The organism is Vibrio mexicanus, from assembly GCF_001012815.1.
GTDB lineage: Bacteria > Pseudomonadota > Gammaproteobacteria > Enterobacterales > Vibrionaceae > Vibrio > Vibrio mexicanus.
In genome coordinates, this window is sequence record NZ_JYJP01000073.1 from 1 (window position 1) to 20,559 (window position 20,559).

At 47.5% G+C, this 20,559-nt stretch carries 15 protein-coding genes and 5 pseudogenes; 6 read left to right on the plus strand and 14 right to left on the minus strand.

Going from position 1 to position 20,559, the window contains the following annotated elements:
- Nucleotides 1-46: 46 nt before the first annotated feature.
- Complete coding sequence (locus UA76_RS10710) at nucleotides 47-994, plus strand: hypothetical protein (RefSeq protein WP_047046003.1); 948 nt, start codon at nucleotides 47-49, stop codon at nucleotides 992-994.
- A gap of 52 nt (nucleotides 995-1,046) precedes the next feature.
- Here the strand turns inward: UA76_RS10710 and UA76_RS10715 are convergent, their stop codons facing one another.
- The gene (locus UA76_RS10715; protein ID WP_047045846.1) at nucleotides 1,047-2,930 is read right to left on the minus strand and encodes an ATP-dependent zinc protease family protein; all 1,884 of its coding nucleotides are present in this window, start codon (nucleotides 2,928-2,930) and stop codon (nucleotides 1,047-1,049) included.
- A gap of 267 nt (nucleotides 2,931-3,197) precedes the next feature.
- On the opposite strand from UA76_RS10715, the gene UA76_RS10720 reads away from it, so the two are divergent.
- Nucleotides 3,198-5,540 carry a Tex family protein gene (locus tag UA76_RS10720; RefSeq protein ID WP_047045848.1) on the plus strand — a complete coding sequence of 781 codons (2,343 nt, stop codon included), beginning with the start codon at nucleotides 3,198-3,200 and terminating at the stop codon, nucleotides 5,538-5,540.
- A 99-nt stretch (nucleotides 5,541-5,639) separates the two neighbouring features.
- On the opposite strand, the gene UA76_RS10725 is transcribed toward UA76_RS10720, so the two are convergent.
- Entirely contained in the window at nucleotides 5,640-6,110 is a 471-nt protein-coding gene (locus UA76_RS10725) for a hypothetical protein (RefSeq protein WP_047045851.1), read from the minus strand.
- A 113-nt stretch (nucleotides 6,111-6,223) separates the two neighbouring features.
- A pseudogene (gene bioH, locus UA76_RS10730) lies at nucleotides 6,224-6,996 on the minus strand (pimeloyl-ACP methyl ester esterase BioH).
- A 159-nt stretch (nucleotides 6,997-7,155) separates the two neighbouring features.
- On the opposite strand from bioH, the pseudogene UA76_RS10735 reads away from it, so the two are divergent.
- The 4 genes and pseudogenes from UA76_RS10735 (at nucleotide 7,156) to cysQ (ending at nucleotide 10,030) form a co-directional block, all read left to right on the plus strand.
- Nucleotides 7,156-7,796: pseudogene (locus tag UA76_RS10735) on the plus strand (ComF family protein).
- Between the two features lie 109 nt (nucleotides 7,797-7,905).
- Nucleotides 7,906-8,492: pseudogene (nfuA, locus tag UA76_RS10740) on the plus strand (Fe-S biogenesis protein NfuA).
- A gap of 135 nt (nucleotides 8,493-8,627) precedes the next feature.
- On the plus strand, nucleotides 8,628-9,179 hold the full coding sequence (gene nudE, locus UA76_RS10745; RefSeq protein WP_047045852.1) for an ADP compounds hydrolase NudE: 552 nt from the start codon (nucleotides 8,628-8,630) through the stop codon (nucleotides 9,177-9,179).
- 23 nt (nucleotides 9,180-9,202) lie between these two features.
- Nucleotides 9,203-10,030: a 3'(2'),5'-bisphosphate nucleotidase CysQ gene (gene cysQ / locus UA76_RS10750; protein ID WP_047045855.1), complete on the plus strand. Its 828-nt coding sequence runs from the start codon at nucleotides 9,203-9,205 to the stop codon at nucleotides 10,028-10,030.
- A 112-nt stretch (nucleotides 10,031-10,142) separates the two neighbouring features.
- Here cysQ and UA76_RS25645 read toward each other — a convergent pair.
- From UA76_RS25645 to gspD, 11 genes and pseudogenes are all read right to left on the minus strand, one after another.
- Nucleotides 10,143-10,921, minus strand: a pseudogene (locus UA76_RS25645) (type II secretion system protein N).
- Entirely contained in the window at nucleotides 10,921-11,412 is a 492-nt protein-coding gene (locus UA76_RS10760; protein WP_047045857.1) for a type II secretion system protein M, read from the minus strand. The pseudogene UA76_RS25645 and the gene UA76_RS10760 overlap by 1 nt, the downstream one beginning before the upstream one ends.
- 8 nt (nucleotides 11,413-11,420) lie before the next feature.
- Nucleotides 11,421-12,635 carry a type II secretion system protein GspL gene (gene gspL, locus UA76_RS10765; RefSeq protein ID WP_047045860.1) on the minus strand — a complete coding sequence of 405 codons (1,215 nt, stop codon included), beginning with the start codon at nucleotides 12,633-12,635 and terminating at the stop codon, nucleotides 11,421-11,423.
- Complete coding sequence (gene gspK, locus UA76_RS10770; RefSeq protein WP_047045862.1) at nucleotides 12,604-13,650, minus strand: type II secretion system minor pseudopilin GspK; 1,047 nt, start codon at nucleotides 13,648-13,650, stop codon at nucleotides 12,604-12,606. The genes gspL and gspK overlap by 32 nt, the downstream gene beginning before the upstream one ends.
- On the minus strand, nucleotides 13,640-14,320 hold the full coding sequence (gene gspJ / locus UA76_RS10775; protein ID WP_047045865.1) for a type II secretion system minor pseudopilin GspJ: 681 nt from the start codon (nucleotides 14,318-14,320) through the stop codon (nucleotides 13,640-13,642). The genes gspK and gspJ overlap by 11 nt, the downstream gene beginning before the upstream one ends.
- Nucleotides 14,307-14,663 (minus strand): type II secretion system minor pseudopilin GspI, encoded by a 357-nt coding sequence (gspI, locus tag UA76_RS10780; RefSeq protein WP_075202567.1) that lies wholly within the window; start codon nucleotides 14,661-14,663, stop codon nucleotides 14,307-14,309. The genes gspJ and gspI overlap by 14 nt, the downstream gene beginning before the upstream one ends.
- Nucleotides 14,653-15,234 (minus strand): type II secretion system minor pseudopilin GspH, encoded by a 582-nt coding sequence (gspH, locus tag UA76_RS10785; RefSeq protein ID WP_047045867.1) that lies wholly within the window; start codon nucleotides 15,232-15,234, stop codon nucleotides 14,653-14,655. Before gspH ends, gspI begins: the two co-directional genes overlap by 11 nt.
- Before the next feature lie 67 nt (nucleotides 15,235-15,301).
- Nucleotides 15,302-15,745, minus strand: a complete 444-nt coding sequence (gspG, locus tag UA76_RS10790; RefSeq protein WP_047045870.1) for a type II secretion system major pseudopilin GspG — start codon at nucleotides 15,743-15,745, stop codon at nucleotides 15,302-15,304.
- Nucleotides 15,746-15,784: 39 nt separating this feature from the next.
- Nucleotides 15,785-17,006, minus strand: a pseudogene (gene gspF, locus UA76_RS10795) (type II secretion system inner membrane protein GspF).
- The gene (gspE, locus tag UA76_RS10800) at nucleotides 17,006-18,511 is read right to left on the minus strand and encodes a type II secretion system ATPase GspE (protein ID WP_047045873.1); all 1,506 of its coding nucleotides are present in this window, start codon (nucleotides 18,509-18,511) and stop codon (nucleotides 17,006-17,008) included. The pseudogene gspF and the gene gspE overlap by 1 nt, the downstream one beginning before the upstream one ends.
- On the minus strand, nucleotides 18,511-20,538 hold the full coding sequence (gene gspD / locus UA76_RS10805; RefSeq protein ID WP_047045875.1) for a type II secretion system secretin GspD: 2,028 nt from the start codon (nucleotides 20,536-20,538) through the stop codon (nucleotides 18,511-18,513). Before gspD ends, gspE begins: the two co-directional genes overlap by 1 nt.
- Nucleotides 20,539-20,559: the final 21 nt, after the last annotated feature.

Sequence of the window (20,559 nt, forward strand, 5' to 3'; positions counted from 1 at the left end):
TGAGCTTTTCGAAAAGTATACGTTTACTTAGGTGGAAAATTTCAAAATGAACCGAGGATCCAAAGACCTATTTACCAAATACGGACAGCCCTTCTCCAAATGGTGGAACCAGTTTAGGGCAGAAGTAACCGTCGTTGCGATGAAAGATCCATTAGAACCTTTCATGTCTGTGGGTGATCGCATACTAACACTCAGAACTGGATATCACACACGAAGAAACTCTATTGTTGTACCGTGGATGTTAATGCTATCTGCACTTTCGATGTTCTTTGTTTATGACAGTATTCCCAATTTTGACAATTTACAGAAACAAGTCGAAGAATCACTAACAAACTTCAAAAAATATAGGGAGACAGGACACACACCCATGTATGACATGGATAGTATGGAAACCTATATGAAAGCTCTTCTAAATAAGGAGGGAAAAGTCACCGCACTAACTTATATACAAGCTCAAGACTTAAGGGGTAGAGGTGATAGCGTCTATTCAACGATTAGTTTCAATTCATTAATGGTGTTTCTCGCGTTAAGTGTATGGTTAGTATTCCTACTCAAACCTCGCGATGCTGAAGTTTACTTCGATCGACAGCGTCAGATTGTTTACACCTGGCGCCACGGGCGAGTTGGGGCTGCCAAGTTCGATAAAATGGGCATCATTGAGAACCACTTGAGCTTAAACATCATTCTTCAATTTGAAAACAAGAAAAAGACGGGCTTCGAACCTATGGCAATTGTCGGTATTGATATTGGAAAGCTAGCCTTTCACAAAGAAAATGATATGACCTATACCCTAGCCCAAATCTTAGCATTCATGGATCATGGTAAAGAAGCTATTATCACGGGTGACACTTTCCAACGTGAACCAGCAAAGTACTTTCTTCGAAAAGATAAAAAGCCAGCGGATTTTGAAAGGCGCTTAGAAGCCGCTCTTAAAGCGGATACTGACTTAATTGAGCACTATCAAACCAAGAAACCCAAAGGTCATGCATTTTAGGAAACAGTACAAAGCCCCTACTTCAGGGACTTTGTAAATGGTTATTGCTAAGTTACTTCAGCTTCTCACTCGCTAAATAGTTCTCATCACTACTCACAACAGCGCCGTGCTTGAGGAAGTTCTTACCTAGAATCATGCTGTAGCGGAACCTTGAACGGTCTTGCAGATTTACGCGAACCTTCTTCTCCAAGTCGCCCAACTTCACGTGCATTTCGACTACTGGGCGGATATTGGCTTGTTCGCCTTTCTTCGCTTTGATCGTCATGGTATCGACCACCTGCTTAGTAAACTCTTGCTCTAAGCCGTCTGAGTTTTGATAAGTGAAACTCACCATATCCACGCCATCTTTTTCAAACAGCTTGATGTCTACCGCGTTCATCGAGCTCACATCAGCACCAGTATCGAGCTTCGCTGGGAATGTCATGCCTTCTACGGTCACTGTTTCAATATGGCCTGCCTTGAATAAAGGCTCTGCATCTAATAAATGATCAGCGCGAGTGTTGATATATAAGCCATCTTTTGCGGTGTCTTTGCCTAGAACAAAGTAAGGCGTTGGTTCGTCGCTATCGAGAACTTCAAGTGCTATCTCAAGCTCTACTTCTTTGCCGGCTAGCATCACTCGCACTGGCACGACAGGGCGGCTAGAATCGCCAACCGAGAGCGTTTTAAGCACCGGTTTAATGATGCGTTGCTCATTGCCACTTGCATCCGGTAGGTGGTACTCAACGAAGCTTTTCTTACCGTCTTTCGTCACTTCAAAATCGGTCACTTTCAATAGTGGCGTGCTCACCGTAACGGAAGGCTCTGCCATGAGCGAAATACCGTCGATCACAACGTTCTCTTTTGGAGAGACCACCAAAGGCTTTTTACCTTTAATGTCATCTGCAAAACGCTTCGGCTTCTTCTTCAGCAAGTTCTCTTCGCTAGTACTCACCATGAAAGATTCACTTAAGGTATCACGCCCAACACGTAGCTGAGTTTTACTATCGGAGCGGTCGCGAAGGTAAACCAACCACTGCTCTTGATGTTTATCGTTCAAATCCACTGGCACATAAACAAGTGGCCTTTCTTTACCACTCACCTTCAACATGCGCACTAAAGGTCGAGTGAGCGTCTTAGTTTTTCCGTCCGCTGTTTCAATATCAAAAGTGACAAGTCCTTTTTTCTTGTCGATGTCGATCTGTTCTGCGTGAAGATTGCTGTAGCGATTAGACAATGAAAAAGTCACATTAAGCGGCAAGCCTTCGATTTCAACTTGCTCTTTTCGCCCTACAACTGTCGCGCTAGGCTGCTCTTGCAGATAGTCGTAGCCGGCAAATACCCAAGCGTTGTTCTCTAGAAAGGTTTTACCAATCAGAATTGGCGCGGAAAACTGGCTGCGATCGGTTAAGTTGATGTCAGTATCGACCTCTTTACCAGCAATGGTGATCGGTAATTTAACCGTCGGGCGCAATATTGGCTCGCTGCTCGTGCGACTACGAATTACGCCTACACGCTCGAGCGGTGCAGAAATTTCAACTTTCTCACCACTGTATGGGTGGAAGACATCAAATGTAACTGTGGTTTTAAATGGAGCAAATACCTCTCCATCCCACTCAAAATAATCGAGTTCTTTGTCTTCTTCGACTTTTTCAACGAGTGCTGCCAATAAATCGTTATCTTCCAGTGATTGATAGTCCTCATGTTCACTAGTAACGCGGATGTTCACTGCATGCATCGAGGTGGTGTCAGCACCTGTATCAATTTTTCCTGCAAATGGGATTCCATCGAGCTCAGCCACGTCATCTAAGTAAACGTTCTCTACACGCCCAAGAACAATTTTGTTATCAATAACATATACAGGGTTTTGCGTCGTCGCTGAGCTATCTAGCGCTAAGACGCTGGGAGCAAGAAGAGAAGAGCTTAAGATGGCGATCGCCAAAGACAATTTTTTCATTATTTACATCCATTTGCGCTATTCGTACTGGGTAAATGGTACTGGGAAAACCTCACCGTAGTTCAGTCCATCGAAACGACGTTTAGTTCGGTTTTACATACAGTTTTGACATAACTTTAACTAAAGTACATAGCGAATCGCGACTTTGTCTGCAATTTTGACACCTTGGTAGCAAAAAGATTGGAAAATACTGCCCCAACCCCAATATCAGTGTCATTACACAAGCAGCAGTCTGCTGACTAAATCACTAAAAAGAGAACACCACGGATGAGCCAAGCTATCTGCCAAATGATTGCTCAAGAGCTAAATGTAAAAGCTGAGCAAGTGAACGCAGCCGTTGCCCTTATTGACGATGGTAACACCGTCCCATTTATCGCCCGCTACCGTAAAGAGGTGACAGGCGGCCTAGATGACACCCAACTTCGTAACCTTGATTCTCGATTGAGTTACCTACGCGAGCTCGACGAGCGCCGCCAAACCATTCTTAAATCGATCGGAGAACAAGGCAAACTGACCGCTGAACTCGAAGCAGAAATTAATCAAGCTGACAGTAAAACTCGCCTAGAAGATCTCTACTTACCTTACAAACCTAAACGTCGCACCAAAGGGCAAATTGCAATTGAAGCGGGCTTAGAGCCATTAGCCGATAAGCTGTGGAATGAACCACAAACTGAACCAGAAACTGAAGCCAGCCAGTACATTGATGCAGACAAAGGCATTACCGACACTAAAGCCGCACTTGATGGTGCTCGCGCTATCGTCATGGAACGTATTGCGGAAGATGCAAACCTGCTTGAGAAGATCCGCCAACACCTTACCCGTAATGCTGAGTTGGTTTCTCGCGTTGTTGAAGGCAAGGAACGTGAAGGTGAGAAGTTCAAAGACTACTTCGAACACAATGAGGTTCTAAGTAAAGTGCCTTCTCACCGTGCACTTGCGATGCTTCGCGGCCGTAATGAAGGCTTCTTAACGCTGACGATGAATGCCGATCCTGAGCAAGAAGAAGGCATTCGCCAATCTTACTGCGAAACCATTATCTCTGACCACTACGGTATCAGTCTAAGCCAAGCTCCAGCCGATGGCTGGCGCAAACAGGTCATTAGCTGGGCTTGGCGCATCAAAGTATCGATGCACATGGAAACAGAGCTGATGGGTGCGATGAAAGAACGTGGTGAAATCGAAGCGATTGATGTGTTCGCCACGAACTTGAAAGACTTGTTGATGGCTGCGCCTGCTGGCCCACGAGCAACTCTAGGTTTAGATCCGGGCCTACGTACAGGCTCTAAGATTGCGGTTGTAGATTCAACCGGTAAAGTGCTCGCAACCGAGACTATTTACCCTCACCCGCCACAAAAACAGTACGACAAGTCGATGCAAGTCGTTGACCAAATGGTTCGCCGCTTCAATGTCGATCTGATTGCGATTGGTAACGGTACCGCTTCTCGCGAGACGGATGCTTTCGTTGCCGATTTGATTAAGCGTGGCAACCTGAAAGTGCAAAAAATCATGGTGAGCGAAGCGGGCGCGTCGGTTTATTCGGCTTCAGAACTCGCGGCGAAAGAGTTCCCGAATATGGATGTGTCATTGCGTGGTGCTGTCTCGATTGCTCGCAGGCTGCAAGATCCACTGGCAGAGCTGGTGAAAATTGATCCTAAATCGATTGGTGTTGGTCAGTACCAGCACGATGTAAGTCAAGCCATGCTAGCGAAACGCCTTGATGCGGTAGTAGAAGACTGTGTAAATGCGGTCGGTGTGGATGTGAATACCGCCTCTGCCGCTCTGCTTAACCGTGTAGCTGGCCTATCTGCGACTATGGCGCAAAACATCGTGGACTATCGCGATGAAAACGGCCGTTTTGAGGCACGTACAACCATCAAGAAAGTGCCTCGCTTAGGGCCAAAGGCTTATGAGCAGTGTGCAGGCTTCCTTCGCATCATGGATGGTAAAAATCCACTGGATGCTTCATCTGTTCACCCAGAAGCTTACCCAGTGGTCAAAGCGATTGCCGAAAAGAGCGGTAAGCAAGTCAAAGCCATGATTGGTAACAGTGAGTTCCTTCGTAGCTTGCATGCGATGGATTACACCAATGACAGCTTTGGTTTACCTACGGTGACTGACATCATTAAAGAACTCGACAAACCCGGTCGTGACCCTCGCCCAGAGTTCAAAACCGCCACTTTTGCTGATGGTGTTAATGAAGTGTCTGATCTAGAAGTCGGTATGGTTCTGGAAGGCGTGGTGTCGAACGTGGCTAACTTCGGTGCTTTCGTTGATATCGGTGTTCACCAAGATGGTTTGGTGCATATTTCCGCGCTCACCGATCGTTTTGTCTCTGATCCGCGCGAAGTAGTGAAGGCAGGTGACATCGTTAAAGTTAAAGTGATGGAAGTGGACGTGCAACGTAAGCGTATCGCCCTTTCAATGCGTTTGAACGATGAACCGGGTCAAAGCAGTGGCCGCGGCCAGCGCTCAGCTTCTTCAAATAGCAATACATCGAACAACCGTACTTCCAGCAATCAAGGACGTCAACGCAACCCACGCCAAAACGACGTACCTAATGGAGCAATGGGCGGTGCATTTGCTGCGGCCTTTGCTAAAGCAAAGAAATAATCGATTGTTAGAAACCCAAAAAAGTAAATACCCACTCGCCATACGGCTGTGGGTATTTTTTTGGCGGTATTCTCTAAGCGAGCTCCTTCTTTATGCACACTAAAGAACCGCTATTACCTCAGAAGGCGTATTTGGCGCCACGGCGTGACCGTAGTGATACTTTATCACGGTACGTCTTCGCGCCATTTGACCTTCTTTTATCGCATCATCGATTATCTGCTTAGGCAGACGAAATCGCATTGCGTAGCCTTTACCTTGTTGCTTGCTGTAAGTTTTCAGCGCCAACAAACTGAATAGCCGCTCTAATGTATCCTTGGGCTGCTCAGAGTAAACGTGAACACTCTCCGTCTCGCTCTCCGTCTCATAGCCTGGATGCTCTGAGGGGTCCCAAGAGGATTGCCTTCGCCGCTTTTCGTCTGGCTTTACCTTACGTTCAGCGTTGGTTTTGACGAGCTCTACGGTTGGTACCACAGGTTCTCGCACTTTGTTGTCACGAGCGGCCTGTTCCGTCTGTACATTAACCGATGGGGCGATAAGTGGCACACTAACATTCGTCGGTGACACGATCATAGCCGAAACCTCCTCAGTATCGCCCAACCCTCCAATTCAATAACGCTAGAATAAAACGTGTTGTCTTATTGGGTTAAACAACTTATCGGCTATATTGGTCAAAAATTTAGCACTTATTTTCGACAAAAATCGACAATTTGCTGACAGAAGGCTTCGCGCTCGGTCATAAATGGTGCATGAGAAGACTCGGTAAAGATCGCTTGTTCACTGTTTGGTAAGGCTTTTTCGAGGTCGCTGGCCACTTTAATTGGCACCAATCCATCCAATCTTCCGTACATACGCAGCATGGGTACGGATAAATCCACCAGCTCAGAACGTAAATCGACATCGGCCAGCATCTTTAATCCAGCCATTAATGACGCTGGATTGGGCTCTGGGCGAGACAAAACCGCTTTCTTCAACTGCTTTACATCTTGCGTGCAGACGGGCTGCCCATTGCCTGCAAAGCCATAAAGCGCTCTACGGTGAGTTTAAAATCATCCAAAAGCTGCGCGGTGAAATCTTGTAAAACCTTAGGTTGAATACCTCGCCAAGGGCGCTCCGCGGCAAACTTAGGCGAGCTGGCGACAGTAATAAGCTTGCTGACACGTTCCGGTGCTTTAAGCGCGATATGGCTAGCAATCAAACCGCCAAGGGACCAACCAAGCCAAATCGCTTGCTTAGGCGCTTCTTCAAGCAGATGCTTGGTAATGTCATCAAGGTTTTCACCTTGCAGGTGCGCGCTGTGGCCATACCCTGGCAAATCCACGGTATGCACCCGAAAATGCTGACTGAGCTGGTCAACCGTTTGATCCCACACCGCACCATTCATTCCCCAGCCATGCAGTAAAACTAAATCGTCACCTTGGCCTTCGACTTGCCAATGCAGTGATGTTGCAGCAGTCACACTCTCTCCTACTTAATTCAACCTCATCAGGATTCCTATCCTGCATCATAGCTACATTCTACTCACTCAGAGCGAAGAATCGACATGGCAAACCGATCAGCAGACCACTTGCGTACTTTTATTGCAAATCAGTTTAATGCGCACTGCCAGTTATGCCGGATGACCATTGAAGGTCAACGCCCATCACTGTGGTGCCACCATTGCCACGAACATTTCTTTCAAACCATCGCTCGGTGCGAAAGCTGTGGGCTACCGACTTTAACGCCGACCCCGGCTTGCGGGCAGTGCCTCGCCAATCCCCCAAAGTGGCATCGCTCTATTGCGTAGGCGACTACCAGCCTCCGCTCTCTCACTATATCCATCAGTTTAAATATCAGAAGAAGTTTTGGCACGCCAACAACCTAGCGCAGTTGTTAGTCCCACGAATCGATAGCACGCCCGATCTCATCTGTTACGTACCAATGCATTGGCGACGATATTGGATGCGGGGGTTCAATCAAAGCGAACTTCTTGCCCGAAGCATCGCTCGTTCAATGCATGTTCCTTTGTCGCACAAGTTGTTTAGCCGCATCAAAGCGACCAAACAGCAGCAAGGCCTCGACAAAGATCAAAGAAAGCAAAACCTGCATCAAGCCTTTAAGCTAAATCACCGCCCCAAAATTAAACATGTGGCAATAGTTGACGACGTAGTCACAACTGGAAGCACGGTCCAGCAATTATCTCAGTTACTGCTTGAAGCTGGCGTCGAAACCGTTGATATTTACTGTATATGCCGTACTCCTGAGCCCAATGATCGATAGCAGGCTAATTATTAGTCATAACAGATATTGCTAATAAAACGCTAGATCTCAGAGCTATGAAGAGTAAAATGGCAACTAAATAACCTACATTTTTACTCGGGTATTCGTCGTGTCAAACTCAATTACTATTACAGAAAACGCTCAATCTCACTTTGCTAACTTGCTTAGCCAACAGCCAGAAGGTACGAACATCCGCGTATTCGTGGTAAACCCTGGCACACAAAACGCTGAGTGTGGTGTTTCTTACTGCCCACCAGAGGCCGTAGAAGCAACAGATACAGAAATCCCATACGCGGGTTTCTCTGCTTACGTTGATGAACTAAGCCTACCTTTCCTAGAAGACGCAGAAATCGATTTTGTGACGGATAAAATGGGTAGCCAGCTAACTCTAAAAGCACCAAACGCGAAAATGCGTAAAGTCTCTGACGACGCACCACTTGTCGAACGTGTTGAATACGCGATTCAAACTCAAGTGAACCCACAACTTGCGGGTCACGGTGGTCACGTTAACCTCGTTGAGATCACTGAAGAAGGCGTAGCATCGTCGCATTCGGTGGCGGTTGTAACGGCTGTTCAATGGTCGACGTGACACTAAAAGAAGGTATCGAGAAAGAACTTCTTCAACAGTTTGAAGGGGAGCTAACGGCAGTGCGTGACGCAACCGAGCACGACCGTGGTGAGCACTCTTACTACTAACAGCGAAAAGCCGACAGCAATGTCGGCTTTTTATTTATTAATAAAAATCGTTTGCGCTCTCAATCGATACTTTCCTTTAGGTCACTTTTTCTCATATATTAAGAAGTAACTGATCACTCTACAAAAGGACTCACTGTGACCAAGAAGACTTTGCCAGAAATCGTTTCACTGCGTTCCGTAGCCCAATCTAAGCTATTTACCATCGAAGCCATGGATCTTCGTTTTAGCAATGGGGTAGAACGAACATACGAACGAATGAAGCCAAGTGGTCGCAATGCGGTGATGATGGTTCCGATTACCGAACAAGGCGATCTGCTGTTGGTGCGTGAATACGCGGCAGGAACAGAACGTTATGAGCTTGGTTTTCCAAAGGGACTGATTGACCCAGGTGAGTCGCCGCAAGAAGCAGCGGTACGTGAGCTTAAAGAGGAAATTGGTTTTGGTGCCGAGACCCTGACTCCACTTAAGGAAGTGGTACTGGCACCCTCATACTTTTCTAGCCGAATGACGCTATTCATTGCTAAAGACTTATACCCAGAACAATTAGAAGGCGATGAACCAGAGCCATTAGAAATCGTAAAATGGCCACTGGCGCAGGCAGAAGAGCTTTTAACCCATCTTGATTTCTGTGAAGCGCGCAGTATCACAGCACTGCTGCTTGCGTTGAAACAGCTTAAACAGCCATAACGATTAAGGCATTAGGAACTAGCATGCCAATAAGTAAAGATCACTCTCACTTACTCCCTTCAGTGATTGAAATCGCCCGCTCTGCAGGGCAGCTTATTCTCGACATTTACGAAAATAAGCAATATGAAGCCTACACCAAAAGCGACGCCACGCCGGTGACATCTGCCGACATCGCTGCGCACAAGCTCATCATCGAAAGGCTGTCCGAACTAACACCGGATATTCCGATTCTTTCAGAAGAAGACGCCGACATCAGCTTAGATAAACGTAGCCAGTGGGACCGCTACTGGTTAGTCGACCCGCTCGACGGCACGCAAGAGTTCATTGCTCGCAGCGGGGATTTTGCCACCATCATTGCCCTAGTCGAAAACAATCACCCGGTTATGGGCGTCGTTTATGGCCCAGTATCTGGTGTGACTTACTATGCCTACCGCGGCAAAGGGGCTTGGAAGATCCCTGATCTTGATGAGAACGTGAAAATCAAAACGCACAAGCATCAAGAGCCAAACCAGTCTATCGCCATTGCTATCAGCCGCAGGCAGAACATCAACAGCATCACTAGTCGCATGAGCAGTAAATGGAACTATGACCTTATTCCTTTAGGCTCTGCAGCACTAAAAGCCTGCCTAGTGGCAGAAGGTGCCGTCGATTGCTATTTGCGCATTGGCCCAACAGGTGAATGGGACACAGCAGCGACTCAGTGTATTGTTGAAGAAGCGGGAGGTCGTATTCTCAGCACCCAGTTAGAGCCGCTGTCTTACAATGAGCGTGAAACGTTAGAGAATCCAAATTTCATTGTACTTGGGGATGAAAACCTACCTTGGGACAAGATACTTAAGGTCAAAGAATAGCGAATCACGACCTGTAAAATCGATAATCAAAAAAGGCTTATGGATAACCCATAAGCCTTTTTAGTCTCACTTAATTGCTATACCTAAACTCCGACCCATAATCCAAGTGACTTTATAATCGCCCATTTTGGTCGAACTGATAACGGCCTTCACCATCTGGATTACCTAACCATCTCAGCTGGTTGCGCATCGAGTCAGGAAGTTCATCTCCAGGAATAAACCAAGCTTTAGCGTTGTAGGTACTGTTCGCCTGAAGTGTGGCTGAAAACTCGCTTTGTGCGACTGGGCTATTTTGGTCGCCAGTCACCGAAATCGTATTATCCGTGCAGCTAACTTGCGCAATAACTGGCCCTAGATCTAAGTCACCTAACGGCGTTAACGCACGTGAGCCAGACCAAGTCACACTGCCAGAGGCCAGTGAACAATAGGGGCTTGATATCGGAATTCACTTAAGGCGACTTCCACTCGACCTTCTAACGTGATTGGCGCAGGTAACGTCACATACTCCATGACGTTGTTGATTGGCAACGACGCAACCACATTCTCTGCATATGCGCCTGACAAGCCATAACCCACATGACCACGGCCCGTTAAAGCCAAATCACTGCCTCGGCCAAAACGCAGACTCACCTCCGCTTTGCCCGTTAGCAATTTACTTGGCTGGAAACGCCAGTTCACTTCACCAAGCTGCTGACCTTGCCAGCTCACTTGAGACACTCTGCCTTGCCAAACTGTGCCTTGCACTCCTGACAGAGTCAGTGCTCTTGGCAACGAGGCTTGGCCTACCACGAAAGACGCTGGCATATGAATGACCACGCTGGCCAAAAATACTCCCACCAACGAAACCGCCAGTAAAATCTTCCATTTCATCGAGACTTTTTGCACTGTCATTAACCTCGCTTAAACTGCAGTCGTTTCACTTCAACAACCCCACTTCGCTCACCTCGGTCAATATCCATAAACTCGACACTCACCCCTTGCTGATCTTGCAAGTAAGCCAACCAATCCACAAAGCGATTAAAATCCATAGGTTGAATCCAAACTTGGATCATCTCACCGCGAGGCTGGACACGAATCAAATCGACATTGTAGCGACGAGCTGACGAAGAAATGGTCTGGTTTAGTGGCTGGCTGGTGTTGATCGCCCCGCCACTGCCTCGCAAGGTAATAATTTCGTTTGCTTTGTTTTGTACCCAAGTCAGAAGCTGCTGCTCTGATTGAATGCGCTGTTGTGCTTGTTCGCTTCTTTGCGTCAGAGGCTGAACCATGCCCCAGTAGATACCACCAACGATAACTAGCACACTACAAACCAGTACAAGTTGTTGTTCACGCTGAGTGATAGAAGACCACCACTGTTTCAAAGGTGCGATTACATTATCCATTCTTCACCTCACTTCTTCTTCAGCACGAAGCTGCCATTGACCACTTCTCCAGAGCGATTCAGCTGCCCTTGCTCAACCTCAAACTGAGCTTCAAGCTGAGCACGCGCTTTTTCGAAACTTTGGAAATCTTTACTCTGAGCTTGAATACGAACTTCGCCTCTTGGCGCATCAAAACGAATGTTCTGTACCTGCATGTCTGAAATGCCTTTCAAACTGCTTGGCAGTTTTCCTAGCCAATCCAATACAGACTCACCAGAGCGGCCTCCTGATAAAAGATTCGCTTCAGTTTCCATCTCTCGTTTCAGGTAACTGACGGTTGGAATACGTGTTTTACCCGGCAAGGCTTGGCGGAAGATACGTTCGCTCTCAGCGCGATAAGCCTGAGCTTGTTTCTCCAACTGAGAAGTTTGTATCACATGATAGGCTGCGGATACCGCAACGAAAACGCCCGCGGCTATCGCTGCCTTTTGCCACAATTTCCAGTGCTTAGCCCATGAAGACTTGGCTTTAAAGCTGCCCGAAAGCAAATTGATCTTGCTGGCTATCGCACTTTCGGTCAGCATCTGCATCACCAACATAGGTTCTGCTTGCTGCCATTGTTGACTCTCGCTCAACGCGAGCTCTGGCAAGGGGCTGTATGCATGCAAATCAAGGAATTCACCTTCCTCTTTCACCCAGTCCGATTGTGCAACCGCAGGTAACCAAGCTTCCTTGACACAGATACCACTCCATTCACCTTTGCGAATTAGCCAGTCGTCGGTCAACTTCACGGCGCTGAGTACCGAATCCTTTTGCGGAAGAAGCAACACATCTGGAAGGACTTTTTTAATGTCTAACCCAGCAGCTTTGCAGACTTCCAACCATTGAGTTAACAGCGCACTGTCGACACCACATACACTGACTTGCTTATCTTTCTTGCTTAAAATAGAAAAGTGGATGTCATCAACATCTTGCGCAATATCATCTTCGAGCAAATACGGCAGCATAGAATCTAGCTGACGCTCCGCACCAGGCGGGATTTCCGCTTGAGTCAATACTACATCACTGGCCGAAACCAATGCCAATACCTGACGCTGCTGCGCATAAGAAGCAAGCTCGCTCAATTGATCCCAGCCGCTTACTTCGCCACTGGCAATCACTTCATTCTGTTTGGTTGACCATACTAACCATGGAATGGTGTGGTCTTTTTGACTAGTCAGTCGAACGGTCAGAAACTCGCCCACTGATCCCTCCAAAGCGACGCCTTACAACGGTCGCAGTTTCTCGATTATCACTAAATAGCAGGCTGCGAACTCTCATTCTAGAGTTTTCTACTAATACTTGCGCATCCATTTCAAAATAGGCGCTATCTACAGTTAAATATTTTCGAGCTTCGTCGCGAACGGTGGCTTCCACTTTCGCAATTTCCGCCTCAGCAAGGAAATCCTCTACATTGCTCCAACCATCAAATGGACGGCTGCTCAACATACTTTGGGCATCATTCTCACTTAGGTGAGGATGAAACAATGCAGTCAACAATTCTGGATGTTCTTCACTAATGGTGTTGATGTTCATGCGCCAATCATCGACAGGTAGCGCGCAAACATAAGGTTCAACCAGCTCCATGACTTCCGCTGACACTTGATAAATCGCCCTCAGTTCGCTGCTGTCTGCCAACCAACTATTGGCCGCGACATAAGGTGGTGTCATCGCTTCATACTGACTGTCTTCCACCCCCGCGAGAGATTGAATGGTGGTATTGCTGTCGATGAACTCCCACGTGGAGTCTGCAATCACTTCCGCTTGGTAGCTTTCGACTTCAAGCGCCTCTAACAAGCGTTGCCAATACTGCACTAAATAAGGTCGACTCGACCCACCCGCTTCCACCTGTACAGAGCCAAGTACATTAAGATTGAAACACGCTTGACGATCATAAATACGACCCACCACTTCGCCATAATCCAGTGGATAAATTTGCTCTTCGATCGCCCAAGGCTGATTGAGGTTAATGGTATCGCTATCTTCAAAACTCTGCTCGATGCCAACTTGAGCAAGCGCTTCAACCCCCATACTGTACCAGTAAGCTTGCTGATAATTGATCTGATTGGTCGCTCGCTGAAACTGGGTAAACAATCGCTCAGACATCGTCGCTGAAATCGTCGTCATGATCGCCAGAATCATCAGAATCACGATTAAAGCCACGCCTTTTTGGCGAGCTGGATTTCTACGTGGAGAGTATGTAGAGGCTTTAGCCTTCATCATCCCCTCCCGACGAAATCGTAAATGGACTCGCAGCCACTAGATAGACTCGTTCAATATCACCGTAGTCCTCTAAAGTCAGCTGCAAGGAAACGGCTTTTGGCAGTTGCAGCTCTCGGTCCCAATCCTTACTCCATCGTTCGCCATCGAAAAACTGCATATCAAACGCTTCTACTTGGCTTAGCACAGGGGTAATCACACCCTCCTGGCCACTCGGGGTATCAGGGTAGCGCCACCAGACTCGCTCTAATGTCCCTTCCTTTAATCGGTAGCCGACTTTCGTCACTTCGCCTCGCGGGAACTGCTGTTGAGGATTGTTCCAACCCGTCCGAGCAAACACAATACCGCGAGTATCGGAATCGAGTAGGTAATCACCCCATTGCACCAAACGTCTGTCAGGCTCTTCCCCTTGCGTTCGGAACTGGCGATTAGCCATTTGGCGAAAATCGTTGTCCATCACAACTAGACTGCGTTGCAGCTCCTTCAATCTTTCAGAGCGGACTTGAGATAACTCGTTGCTCTCGTACACCTGAGATAGAACTTGATAAGCACTGACACTTAAACTGGCAAAAATTGCGATGGCGACCAAAACTTCAATCAGAGTAAAACCCTTAGCACGACGTTGAGTTAAGTGCTTAGGCTTAGTTAAAGTGTCGTTAGTTGGGAACATAGCTTCTCACCGTCATTACAGGGGAGGCATCTTTTTCTGTTGCCACTAACACATCGAAAGATTTCAAAAGATTATCGGAGGTTTGAATCGGTTCCACCTTCCAATGCCAAGTTCGTCCTGCGAGCTCTTCTGTTCCGGAAGCCTTACGCAACTTATCGGGCTCCAACATCACTTTTGCCATCTGGTTATCCACCACCATGGCTGCGAATGTTTTCTCTTCAAGATAGCTGATGGTATTGATGTGCTGAGATACCGAGCGTATCACCGCAATCGCTGCCGTGGCGAAGATTGCCAAAGCCACCAACACTTCGAGTAGCGTCATTCCTCGCTGGCTACGCATCATCGCTTTCTCCCGGCGCCAGCAAGTGGATAGTACCGTTGTCTTTTAACTCAACTCGCCAGCCATCTTTTCCAGCATCGCCATTGGCCGGAAAAATAGTGATGGTCGCAGGGGTTAACTCGCCACTTGATACGATAAACAACTGAGGTGGCTTCACTTTTTCTGGCTCTTCAAGGTCTGCAAAACGCGATTCTTCAAACAAGCTCCCTGGATTAAACAGGCGATCATCGTTACCCCACACTCCGCCGCCAAGGTTAAGCTGAATGGCCACATCACTGGAAAGCTCTGTTAGGGTTGGAATCGACTGAACATCGATTGGCTGCCAATCTTGCCCATCGAAGGCCAGAAGCTGATAGCGATTCTGCCTTTCATCAATGCGAATACCATAATCAACGCCACTTAATAGCGCTTCATCGTTCAGAAATTGGCTGCGCTGAAACAAAGCTTGAGCGTAGGACTTGGCTTGATCCGATTCACTGGTAGGAAGCGTGGCGATCACAGCGACAGCACTGACTGAAACCAGTACCAGCACTAGCATTATCTCTAGGAGTGTAAAACCTTTCGCTCTACGCATATTGATTGAGTTTGCCACCTTGAAAATAGGCGACTTTCGTCGCCTATTCGTTAGTTAAGATTTCCGCTTACTGGAAGTCTTGCATGTTCCAGTTGCCGATATCTGCATTCGGCCCTTCACCACCTTCTTGACCGTCCGCACCTAGCGTGAAGATGTCGATCGTTCCATTATCACCCGGGCTTAGGTATTGGTATTCGTTGCCCCAAGGGTCGTTTGGCAGACGACGAATATAACCCCCATCGCGGTAGTTGCGAGGCTCTGGGCTCGATGGCTTAGTTACCAATGCTTCTAAGCCTTGGTCAGTTGTTGGGTAAACACTGTTGTCTAAACGATACATATCTAATGCATTCTCTAGCGCAACAATGTCGGTAATCGCTTTTTGCTGATCCGCTTTTTCTTTGTTACCTAGCAGATTAGGCACAACGAAACTCGCCAAAATACCTAAAATTACAACCACAACCATGACTTCTAACAAAGTGAAACCTGACTGTTTCTTCATTCTATTTTTCATTGTGTCTCCGACGTTTTAAAGAGAAGTAGCATACGCAAGCTAGCCACTCATCAAATTATTCATTTCCAAAATTGGCATTAAGGTCGCCATTACAATAAACAGCACTAAACCTGCCATCAACGCGATGAGAGCAGGCGTGAAAATACCTAACGCAATATTCACGGTCGATTCAAAGCTGGAATCTTGGTTATCAGCGGCGCGGTTAAGCATGCTTTCAAGCTCGCCACTTTGCTCACCACTGGCAATCATGTGTAGCATCATTGGAGGGAAGAGGCGCGTCTGCTCAAGCGCTTTGCGCAAGCTTGCCCCTTCGCGAACACCATCAACCGCCAATAGTACCTGTTTTTAGCGTATTGATTGGTCATCACATCCACTGCCACTTTCATCCCTTCAAGGATAGGAATGGCACTTGAAGTACAAATCGATAGAGTCCGTGCGAAACGTGCCGTATTCAGCCCCTTGGCAATTTTGCCGATGATAGGCATCGCCAGTACTTTTTGGTCCCAGCTCAACCGAATCGCTTCTTTACTTAGAAACCAGCGGCAGAAGCTGATCAAAACCAAGGTGCCGATCACCAGAGCGATGCCCCACTCTTGTACAAAATCACTTGAATCAAGCAAAATTTGAGTTGAGCGCGGTAACCCCTGCCCCATCTGTACAAACTGATCGATAATTTTTGGCACAACCGCCGCAAGCAAAAACGCCACAATACCAACCGCAAATACCACTAGAACCACCGGATAGATCATCGCTTGCTGCAGTTTTGAACGCATTTTTTGACGATTTTCGGCATAGTCCGCTAAACGCTCCAGTACCGAGTCTAAGTGACCGGATTTTTCGCCAGCGGCCACCATAGAGCGAAATAGCTCATTAAAGATGTGCGGATAATCGGCCAAGCTGTCAGCCAGCGTGTAGCTTCGGTCACTTTAGAGCGTACCGCCGCTAACATAGTGCGAATACGCGGTTTCTCAGATTGTTCAGAAACAGCCTTCAAACACTCTTCGAGGGGCATACCCGATTGAACAAGTGTTGAGAGCTGACGAGTGATCAGCGCTAAATCTGGCGTGCTAATCCCTCGTTTAAAGCTAACGCCTTTGTTGGTATTAGCTTTGGCAGCCTTCGCTTTCGTTTCAATCACTTCGATTGGCACTAGCCCTTGCTCTTTCAGCCTAGCTCGTACCTGACGCGCATTATCACCCTCGATAACGCCTTTCTTACGTTTACCCTTTGCATCCAGCGCTTTGTATTCAAATGCCGCCATTAGGTTTCCTTCGTCACTCGCATTACCTCTTCAAGCGAGGTAATTCCTTGGCGAACTTTGTGCAAACCATCAGCGCGAATACTTGGTGTGTTAGCCCGAATAGACTTCTCAATCGCTTGCTCACCCGCTTCGCTATGAATCAGCTCTTGAACCGTTTCATCCACCAGCAGCAGCTCGTGAATGCCAGTACGGCCTCGATAACCTTTATGATTACATTTTTCACAACCAACCGCTTTATACAATGTCAGCTCTTCATCACTATCGACACCAAACCAGCGCTTTTGTTCATTATCAGCTTGGTAACTCTGCTTACAATCACTACATAAGGTACGTACTAGTCGCTGAGCCAATACGCCCAGAAGCGAAGAAGAAATGAGGAAAGGTTCAATACCCATATCACGCAAACGCGTAATCGCACCGACAGCGGTATTGGTGTGCAGTGTTGACATCACTAAGTGACCAGTCAAAGATGCTTGAACACCAATTTGTGCGGTTTCCAAGTCACGAATCTCACCCACCATCACCACATCTGGGTCTTGACGCAGAATGGCGCGTAGGCCACGGGCAAAGGTCATATCAACCTTCGGATTCACTTGAGTTTGACCAATACCGTCGATATCAAATTCAATTGGATCTTCAACCGTAAGTATGTTGCGCTCGTTACTGTTGATTTCGCTCAAGCCTGCATACAGGGTGGTCGATTTACCCGAACCAGTCGGGCCTGTTACCAAGATGATGCCATGCGGTCTTTGAATCATAGATTGGAAGCTCGCATGATTGCGCTCTGTCATGCCTAGGCTGTGCAGATCTAGACGCGTTGCATTCTTATCCAGTAGACGCATCACCACACGTTCACCATGAGATGAAGGCATAGTGGAAACACGAACATCGACAGCGCGGCCACCAATACGCAGTGAGATACGGCCATCTTGAGGTACACGCTTTTCAGCGATGTCGAGCTTAGCCATGACTTTTACACGCGAGACCAGCAGCGGCGCAAGCTTGCGACTTGGAGCAAGAACATCACGCAGCACGCCATCAACCCTAAAGCGAATAGAGAGCGATTTTTCGAAGGTTTCGATATGGATATCCGATGCCCCTTCTTTGATCGCTTCACCCAACATTGCATTGATGAGTTTGATGATCGGTGCATCGTCTTCAGATTCGAGCAGGTCTTCGTCTTGTGGTAATTCTTCCGCTAATGAGAAGAAATCATCGCTGTCTGCGCCGATGTCTTCCATCAACTGGCGAGCCTCAGAGGAATCTCGCTGATAACTTTGTGTTAGCTTAACTTCAAACTCTTGTTCACTCAGCGCCACCAAAGCAAAATCAGACTGCACCACACGCTTAACTTCGACGATAGCTTCAACTTGAAGCGGCTCGACGTAGTAGAGCACACTCTGCTCTTCACCATGCTCCAGTACTAGCTTGTAGCGATTAGCAAAGCTAAACGGCAGTCGACGCATCATAACTTCGGTAACGGCTTCGGTGACAACTTCGCTCATTACTTAGCTTCCATTTGATCAATGAAGGCTTGGATCTCCGCAGGGTGAGTGATCTCTTCACCGTATTCAGGCAGCACAGGAATGTGCGCATCGTCCATCAATCGCATGCCTTGATCCGCATTGAACAACTGTTCGGCACGGATAAAGTTGTACTTACGCTGAGTAATACCATCTGCCGTCACACCATCGCGAATAATGGTTGGCTTGATGAACACCATCAAGTTCTTCTTCTCAACTTGAGAGCTGGTTGATCTAAACAGCTGGCCTAAATAAGGAATGTCGCCAAGCAGTGGCACTTTAGATTCACTTTCCAGAGCACGCTCATCAATCAAACCACCCAGTACAATCATTTGGCCATCTTCAACCATTACTGAGGTATTTAACTGACGCTTAGCAAAACGAACGTCTACTGCGCCGTTTGCGCCAAGTACGTTCGAGACTTCTTGCTCAATATCAAGCTGAACTGAGTTGCCTTCGTTAATTTGTGGGGTCACTTTTAGCTTGATACCCACTTCTTTACGGTCAACTGTTTGGAACGGATTGTCGTTGCTCGAACCGGCAGTTGATCCTGTAAGCACCGGAACTTCTTCACCAACGATGAATGAAGCTTCGCCATTGTCCATCACGGTAATGCTTGGAGAAGACAGAATGTTCGAGGTTGAATCGGATGCCACTGCGCTAATCAGGGCCGTCCAGTCACCCATCATTACACTCACTGCTGCGCCGTTTACTCCGCCTAAAGCGGCAGCCAAGGTATCGTAGCTGCCCTCTTCCGTTGTCGTTTCGTTACGTAGGAAATTGCCATCTGAATCGTACACCGCGGTCGTTTTGGTCGTGTCTTTGGCCTCTTCTAGACCAACCATCACTTGACCCACTGATGCGCCCGTATTGCTGTACTGAATCATGGCACCTGTTTCAAGGTTACCCCACTGCACACCAAGGTTGATGCCGTCACCTTCTGCCATTTCAACAATTAGCGCTTCAATCAGAACTTGAGCACGACGAATATCCAGCTGCGCAATCACGTCAGTCAGCGCATTCATAATATCTGGCGGCGCTGTAAGAACCAGTGCGTTGGTGCCTGTATGCGCGGCGATCACGACCTCACCTCGGTTGCTGCTGGCACCTTGAGAGCCACCTTGTTTTTCAGCTTGCAGGTTATCGGATACGCCTTTTAAAACATCCACCAGCTCATCGGCTTTAGCGTAGCGCAAGTAAACCACTTGATTGTTACCGCGAGTAGCCATTTCAACATCTAGCTGTTGAATTAGGCGACGTAAACGCTCACGAACTTGTGGGTCGCCCGAAATTAGAATGGAGTTAGTACGGTCGTCAGCAACCAACTTTGGCTGCAAATAGGCAGGCGTGTTTTTTGCATCTGTGGTTTTGTTTAGCGCTTCGACAATACGCACCATTTCCGCGGCAGAGGCATTGGCCAGCTCTACCACTTCAATTTCTTTGTCGCCCGCTTGGTCGACACGACGGATAATATCCGCCAATTTGTTTACGGTAGCTGCGCGGCCAGTGATCAAAATGATATTCGAAGGGTCGTAGTGGACCACATTACCTGCGCCAGCATTATCAGTCAGTTGACGTAATAAAGGAGAGAGCTCTCGAACCGACACATTGCGTACCGCCACCACGCGAGTAATCACTTGGTCGCCGAAAGCTGGGTCGTCATTACCTAACACCGGGACTGCCGCCGTTTTAGCATCTTTCGACTTGATGACTTTCAGAATGCCATTGTCCATTTCAACCACTGCGTAGCCGTATACTTCCAGCACACTTAAGAAGAAGCCGTAGTACTGGTCTTCGTTTAAGGTGTCGTAACTGCGAACGTCGACTTTGCCGCGAACCGATGGATCGACAATGATGGTTTTTTCTAAATTCCGACCAACAATATTGATGAATTCTTGAATATCGGTGCCTTTAAAACTGGCACTGAAATTGTCGGTCTGTGCCATCGTCGGGGATACCAGTAGGCTCCCTGCCAACAGCCAAGCACTTTTTTTAAGCCAATGCTTCACTTGTTTCTCCTTCGCTCATGC

What these genes read in the sequence shown, in the direction of transcription:
- gspE (WP_047045873.1), bottom strand. Translation starts at nt 18,511, where the DNA reads ATGAGCGAAGTTGTCACCGAAGCCGTTACCGAAGTTATGATGCGTCGA.
- gspH (WP_047045867.1), bottom strand. Translation starts at nt 15,234, where the DNA reads ATGCGTAGAGCGAAAGGTTTTACACTCCTAGAGATAATGCTAGTGCTG.
- gspJ (WP_047045865.1), bottom strand. Translation starts at nt 14,320, where the DNA reads ATGTTCCCAACTAACGACACTTTAACTAAGCCTAAGCACTTAACTCAA.
- gspG (WP_047045870.1), bottom strand. Translation starts at nt 15,745, where the DNA reads ATGAAAAATAGAATGAAGAAACAGTCAGGTTTCACTTTGTTAGAAGTC.
- UA76_RS10710 (WP_047046003.1), top strand. Translation starts at nt 47, where the DNA reads ATGAACCGAGGATCCAAAGACCTATTTACCAAATACGGACAGCCCTTC.
- UA76_RS10725 (WP_047045851.1), bottom strand. Translation starts at nt 6,110, where the DNA reads ATGATCGTGTCACCGACGAATGTTAGTGTGCCACTTATCGCCCCATCG.
- cysQ (WP_047045855.1), top strand. Translation starts at nt 9,203, where the DNA reads ATGCCAATAAGTAAAGATCACTCTCACTTACTCCCTTCAGTGATTGAA.
- gspI (WP_075202567.1), bottom strand. Translation starts at nt 14,663, where the DNA reads ATGATGCGTAGCCAGCGAGGAATGACGCTACTCGAAGTGTTGGTGGCT.
- UA76_RS10720 (WP_047045848.1), top strand. Translation starts at nt 3,198, where the DNA reads ATGAGCCAAGCTATCTGCCAAATGATTGCTCAAGAGCTAAATGTAAAA.
- UA76_RS10760 (WP_047045857.1), bottom strand. Translation starts at nt 11,412, where the DNA reads ATGGATAATGTAATCGCACCTTTGAAACAGTGGTGGTCTTCTATCACT.
- UA76_RS10715 (WP_047045846.1), bottom strand. Translation starts at nt 2,930, where the DNA reads ATGAAAAAATTGTCTTTGGCGATCGCCATCTTAAGCTCTTCTCTTCTT.
- gspK (WP_047045862.1), bottom strand. Translation starts at nt 13,650, where the DNA reads ATGAAGGCTAAAGCCTCTACATACTCTCCACGTAGAAATCCAGCTCGC.